The following is a 560-nucleotide window of genomic DNA, read 5'->3' as shown; positions in this document are numbered from 1 at the left end:
AGCCAGCGGCAGCATTGAGCTCTGTTTGGCGTGCTATCTCCTTAATATCATTATCTGCATTGTATTTAATTTCACCGTGTTCATCATTAGCTGCTAACCCTAATGAAGCTCTGCGCTTTGCATCTACTCTGGCTTGTTGTCTTGCTTGCTGCAAACTTAACTCATTATTGTAAGCAGCTAAGCTTTCTCTATCTGCAAAGCCTTTTATAACTGCCAGCCGTTTTTCTAAATCTGCTTTTAAATCATTTTGGCGCGCTTGTTCAGCTTCATTGGCAATGCGTGTTTTTTCATTTTCTCTTTTTTCAGTGAGTTGCTTTACATCTAAATTGTATTTGGTTTCAAGATTTTTAAGGATGGCGGTATATTTGGCTTTATTGCTGACATCGGTTTGGGCCGCACGTACCACCATTTGTTTTTTATTATCATAGGCTGCTTTTAATCTGGATTGCTCATCTAACAAACTCAATTCTAAGCGACGAATGTTTTCTGGTAATTCAGCTGTTGTTTTTGCAGTATTTTCAGTGAGTGTTTCGAAATTGAGGTTATCTAAGTTGTCATTA

General features: G+C 38.0%; 1 pseudogene. It reads right to left on the bottom strand.

The features are described from left to right. Positions 1–560 (bottom strand): annotated as a pseudogene (locus tag CJF42_RS27785) (tape measure protein); the annotation flags it as partial.

The organism is Pseudoalteromonas sp. NBT06-2 (genome assembly GCF_002276045.1).
Lineage (GTDB): Bacteria > Pseudomonadota > Gammaproteobacteria > Enterobacterales > Alteromonadaceae > Pseudoalteromonas.
Note: the sequence above shows the minus strand (reverse complement) of the source record. Positions and strands in the feature narration are given on the sequence as shown.